Source organism: Flavobacterium sp. HJJ (genome assembly GCF_015351475.1).
GTDB classification, from domain to species: Bacteria; Bacteroidota; Bacteroidia; order Flavobacteriales; family Flavobacteriaceae; genus Flavobacterium; species Flavobacterium marginilacus.
Genome location: NZ_JADKPR010000049.1, coordinates 1 through 5,803, shown reverse-complemented (window position 1 = coordinate 5,803; position 5,803 = coordinate 1). Strand labels below are relative to the sequence as shown.

Genomic DNA, 5,803 nt, shown 5'->3' with positions numbered 1-5,803 from the left:
TTTTTTTTGTACTCAGAGCGGGACTTGAACCCGCACGAACATTGCTGTTCACTGGATTTTAAGTCCAGCGTGTCTACCAATTTCACCATCCGAGCATTTATGTGGTACCTCCAGGGATCGAACCAGGGACACATGGATTTTCAGTCCATTGCTCTACCATCTGAGCTAAGGTACCAAAGAATAAAAATATTCAAATCTTAATAAAAAACCCCGTTTCGTTATGAAACAGGGTTTTTATAAAGAAAGGCAGCGACATACTCTCCCACATAACTGCAGTACCATCTGCGCAGGCGGGCTTAACTACTCTGTTCGGGATGGGAAGAGGTGAGCCCCGCCGCAATAACCACCTTAAGGCCGTTGTTACTTGAGGTAACATTACATTAATAATTAATAACTTATAATTAATAATTGCAATAATATCTTAACATACTGAGATAAAGAATATAAAAAGTTTTAGAAAGTTTCTTCTCCCGATTTTCATCGGGAGAGGAGGCGTACATAAGCTTACGGGTTATTAGTACTACTCGACTATGACATTACTGCCTTTACATCTATAGCCTATCAACGTGGTCATCTTCCACGACCCTTAAAAGAAATCTCATCTTGTGGTGGGTTTCGCGCTTATATGCTTTCAGCGCTTATCCCTTCCCAACGTAGCTACTCTGCGGTGCCCCTGGCGGGACAACAGATACACTAGAGGTTAGTCCAATTCGGTCCTCTCGTACTAGAATCAGATCCACTCAAATTTCTAACGCCCACAGTAGATAGAGACCGAACTGTCTCACGACGTTCTGAACCCAGCTCGCGTGCCACTTTAATGGGCGAACAGCCCAACCCTTGGGACCTTCTCCAGCCCCAGGATGTGACGAGCCGACATCGAGGTGCCAAACCCCCCCGTCGATATGAGCTCTTGGGGGAGATCAGCCTGTTATCCCCGGCGTACCTTTTATCCTTTGAGCGATGGCCCTTCCATGCGGAACCACCGGATCACTATGCTCTACTTTCGTACCTGATCGACCTGTATGTCTCTCAGTCAAGCTCCCTTATGCCATTGCACTCTACGCACGGTTACCAAGCGTACTGAGGGAACCTTTAGAAGCCTCCGTTACTCTTTTGGAGGCGACCACCCCAGTCAAACTACCCACCAAGCAATGTCCCCCCGGTTGGGGGTTAGGCCTCAGATAAACAAAGGGTTGTATTTCAACAATGACTCCACAACGCCTGGCGACGCCGCTTCATAGTCTCCAACCTATCCTACACATCATTTATCCAAGGTCAATACTAAGCTATAGTAAAGGTGCACAGGGTCTTTTCGTCCCACTGCGGGTAAACGGCATCTTCACCGTTACTACAATTTCACCGAGCTCATGGCTGAGACAGTGTCCAGATCGTTACACCATTCGTGCAGGTCGGAACTTACCCGACAAGGAATTTCGCTACCTTAGGACCGTTATAGTTACGGCCGCCGTTTACTGGGGCTTCAATTCAATGCTTCTCCGAAGATAACATCTCCTCTTAACCTTCCAGCACCGGGCAGGTGTCAGGCCCTATACTTCATCTTACGATTTTGCAGAGCCCTGTGTTTTTGATAAACAGTCGCCTGGACCTCTTCACTGCGGCCCCGATTACTCGGGGCGACCCTTCTCCCGAAGTTACGGGTCTATTTTGCCTAATTCCTTAGCCATGAATCTCTCGAGCACCTTAGGATTCTCTCCTCGACTACCTGTGTCGGTTTACGGTACGGGTACTGATTACCTGAAGTTTAGAGGTTTTTCTTGGAAGCCCTTAGGCGCACTATCTCTTTGTCCGAAGACTCCGAGTACTATCGTATTTCCCCAAAAGATGTGGATTTGCCTGCATCTCTTATAGGTAGGTACTTCAACGAACTATTCCGTCAGTTCGCGGCGCTTTCATCACTCCGTCACCCCATCACAGTAATCACTAGTACGGGAATATTAACCCGTTGGCCATCGACTGTCCCTTTCGGGTTCGCCTTAGGTCCCGACTAACCCACAGCTGATTAGCATAGCTGTGGAAACCTTAGTCTTTCGGTGTGCGGGTTTCTCGCCCGCATTATCGTTACTTATGCCTACATTTTCTTTTCTAACCAGTCCAGCATACCTTACGATACACCTTCAACCCTGTTAGAATGCTCCCCTACCACTTACAGTAAACTGTAAATCCATAGCTTCGGTAATATGTTTATGCCCGATTATTATCCATGCTCGTCCGCTCGACTAGTGAGCTGTTACGCACTCTTTAAATGAATGGCTGCTTCCAAGCCAACATCCTAGCTGTCTGGGCAGACAAACCTCGTTCTTTCAACTTAACATATATTTGGGGACCTTAGCTGATGGTCTGGGTTCTTTCCCTCTCGGACTTGGACCTTAGCACCCAAGCCCTCACTGCAAGGAAACATTATATAGCATTCGGAGTTTGTCAGGAATTGGTAGGCGGTGAAGCCCCCGCATCCAATCAGTAGCTCTACCTCTATATAACTTATGCCTTGCGCTGCACCTAAATGCATTTCGGGGAGTACGAGCTATTTCCGAGTTTGATTGGCCTTTCACCCCTACCCACAGGTCATCCGAAGACTTTTCAACGTCAACCGGTTCGGACCTCCACACTGTGTTACCAGCGCTTCATCCTGCCCATGGGTAGATCACACGGTTTCGCGTCTAACACTACTGACTAAAGCGCCCTATTCAGACTCGCTTTCGCTACGGATCCGTGGCTTAACCACTTATCCTTGCCAGCAACGTTAACTCGTAGGCTCATTATGCAAAAGGCACGCCGTCACCCCACTAAAGGGCTCCGACCGCTTGTAAGCGTATGGTTTCAGGATCTATTTCACTCCGTTATTCACGGTTCTTTTCACCTTTCCCTCACGGTACTGGTTCACTATCGGTCTCTCAGGAGTATTTAGCCTTAGCGGATGGTCCCGCCAAATTCAGACAGGGTTTCACGTGCCCCGCCCTACTCAGGATACCACTATCCTTTACACTTGTTACCTATACAAGACTATCACTCTCTATGGTTCTGCTTTCCAGCAGATTCTAGTTCCTTGTGCAAGAAATGTCGTGGTCCTACAACCCCAGAACTGCCGTAACAGCACTGGTTTGGGCTAATCCGCGTTCGCTCGCCACTACTTACGGAATCACTTTTGTTTTCTTCTCCTCCGCCTACTTAGATGTTTCAGTTCAGCGGGTTTGCCCACCTATCGGTGTGCTATGTCTTCAACATAGCGGGTTGCCCCATTCAGGTATTTACGGATCAATCGATGTGTGCTCGTCCCCGTAACTTTTCGCAGCTTATCACGCCTTTCTTCGCCTCTGAGAGCCTAGGCATCCCCCATACGCCCTTATTTTGCTTATTGTACTTACGGTTTATTGTTTTTTTTGTTAATTCTTTATAGTTTTGAAACTATAAAATAAAAACTATTAAACAACAAACGCATTTGTTCTTTCTACTTTTTATTATTTCTTATCTCAATATGTCAATGAACTTTCTAAAGCTTTAGGCTTTAAGCAATACGCTTTAAGCTTTTTTAGCTTATGACCTACAGCTTATCGCTTATAGCCATTTGTGGAGAATAACGGAGTCGAACCGTTGACCTCCTGCGTGCAAGGCAGGCGCTCTAGCCAGCTGAGCTAATCCCCCAATTTAATTATGAATTGTGAATTATGAATTAGGAATTGTTATAATTCGTAATCTTTCAACTCTAGAATTTCCTTTTATTCTGAATTTATTTCAGATTCTTAAGCTTTTTCAGTCTTTTTTTAATTTATAATTTACAATTAATAATTTATAATTCTTAAAAAGTAGTCCCGGGCAGACTCGAACTGCCGACCCCTACATTATCAGTGTAGTACTCTAACCAGCTGAGCTACGAGACTCTGTTTTTACTTAATTTTTATTCTTTTTTTTTAAATTAACAGCAAGAGTAATATAATCTTCATATTTGTAACCAAAAGTCTCTTCGTCTTCTTTCTTTGGCGTGCACTTGGCTAACACCAAAGCTCTAGAAAGGAGGTGTTCCAGCCGCACCTTCCGGTACGGCTACCTTGTTACGACTTAGCCCTAGTTACCAGTTTTACCCTAGGCAGCTCCTTGCGGTCACCGACTTCAGGCACCCCCAGCTTCCATGGCTTGACGGGCGGTGTGTACAAGGCCCGGGAACGTATTCACCGGATCATGGCTGATATCCGATTACTAGCGATTCCAGCTTCACGGAGTCGAGTTGCAGACTCCGATCCGAACTGTGACCGGTTTTATAGATTCGCTCCTCCTCACGAAGTGGCTGCTCTCTGTACCGGCCATTGTAGCACGTGTGTAGCCCAAGGCGTAAGGGCCGTGATGATTTGACGTCATCCCCACCTTCCTCACAGTTTGCACTGGCAGTCTCGTTAGAGTTCCCGACATGACTCGATGGCAACTAACAACAGGGGTTGCGCTCGTTATAGGACTTAACCTGACACCTCACGGCACGAGCTGACGACAACCATGCAGCACCTTGTAAACTGTCTTGCGAAAGATCTGTTTCCAAACCGGTCAGTCTACATTTAAGCCTTGGTAAGGTTCCTCGCGTATCATCGAATTAAACCACATGCTCCACCGCTTGTGCGGGCCCCCGTCAATTCCTTTGAGTTTCAGGCTTGCGCCCGTACTCCCCAGGTGGGATACTTATCACTTTCGCTTAGCCACTGAAGTTGCCCCCAACAGCTAGTATCCATCGTTTACGGCGTGGACTACCAGGGTATCTAATCCTGTTCGCTACCCACGCTTTCGTCCATCAGCGTCAATCCACTGGTAGTAACCTGCCTTCGCAATTGGTATTCCATGTAATCTCTAAGCATTTCACCGCTACACTACATATTCTAGTTACTTCCCAGTAATTCAAGTCTGGCAGTATCAATGGCCGTTCCACCGTTGAGCGATGGGCTTTCACCACTGACTTACCAAACCGCCTACGGACCCTTTAAACCCAATGATTCCGGATAACGCTTGGATCCTCCGTATTACCGCGGCTGCTGGCACGGAGTTAGCCGATCCTTATTCTTACGATACCGTCAAGCTCCTACACGTAGGAGTGTTTCTTCTCGTACAAAAGCAGTTTACAATCCATAGGACCGTCATCCTGCACGCGGCATGGCTGGATCAGGCTTGCGCCCATTGTCCAATATTCCTCACTGCTGCCTCCCGTAGGAGTCTGGTCCGTGTCTCAGTACCAGTGTGGGGGATCTCCCTCTCAGGACCCCTACCCATCGTTGCCTTGGTAAGCCGTTACCTTACCAACTAGCTAATGGGACGCATGCTCATCTTTCACCGTTGGAACTTTAATAATGGGCTGATGCCAGCTCATTATACTATGAGGTATTAATCCAAATTTCTCTGGGCTATCCCTCTGTGAAAGGCAGATTGCATACGCGTTACGCACCCGTGCGCCGGTCTCTATCTCCGAAGAAATATACCCCTCGACTTGCATGTGTTAAGCCTGCCGCTAGCGTTCATCCTGAGCCAGGATCAAACTCTTCATCGTATATTATTTAGCCTTACGGCTTATTTATTATTCGACTCAGTCTCTATTGGTCTTTATTCAAATCTTAACGATTCTATTACTCTTATTTTATTTGTTTTGATTTAGTCGCTGCAGTGCAGCGTCTCTACCAAAACGGCTGTCAATTCAATATGTCTAGGAACGTGTTCTTCTTTATTTTCTCACTTATCGTTATTGCGATTAGCGGGTGCAAAAGTAACAATTCTTTTTTAACCAGCAAGATTATTTTGAAGTTTTTTTGAAAAA

The 5,803-nt window shown here is 46.5% G+C and carries 4 tRNA genes and 3 rRNA genes; all 7 read right to left on the bottom strand.

The annotated features are described in order from the left end of the window. Positions 1-9: 9 nt before the first annotated feature. A tRNA-Leu gene (locus IRZ80_RS20560) sits at positions 10-95 on the bottom strand. 7 nt (positions 96-102) lie between these two features. Beyond that, positions 103-175, bottom strand: a tRNA-Phe gene (locus tag IRZ80_RS20555). Between the two features lie 66 nt (positions 176-241). Then, positions 242-351, bottom strand: a 5S ribosomal RNA gene (gene rrf / locus IRZ80_RS20550). A 143-nt stretch (positions 352-494) separates the two neighbouring features. Then, positions 495-3,376 (bottom strand): 23S ribosomal RNA (locus tag IRZ80_RS20545). Between the two features lie 210 nt (positions 3,377-3,586). Then, positions 3,587-3,660, bottom strand: a tRNA-Ala gene (locus IRZ80_RS20540). Between the two features lie 162 nt (positions 3,661-3,822). Beyond that, a tRNA-Ile gene (locus IRZ80_RS20535) sits at positions 3,823-3,896 on the bottom strand. A gap of 129 nt (positions 3,897-4,025) precedes the next feature. Further along, positions 4,026-5,539 (bottom strand): 16S ribosomal RNA (locus tag IRZ80_RS20530). Together the 16S, 23S and 5S rRNA genes with 4 tRNA genes alongside form the textbook arrangement of a ribosomal RNA operon. Between the last annotated feature and the right edge of the window lie 264 nt (positions 5,540-5,803).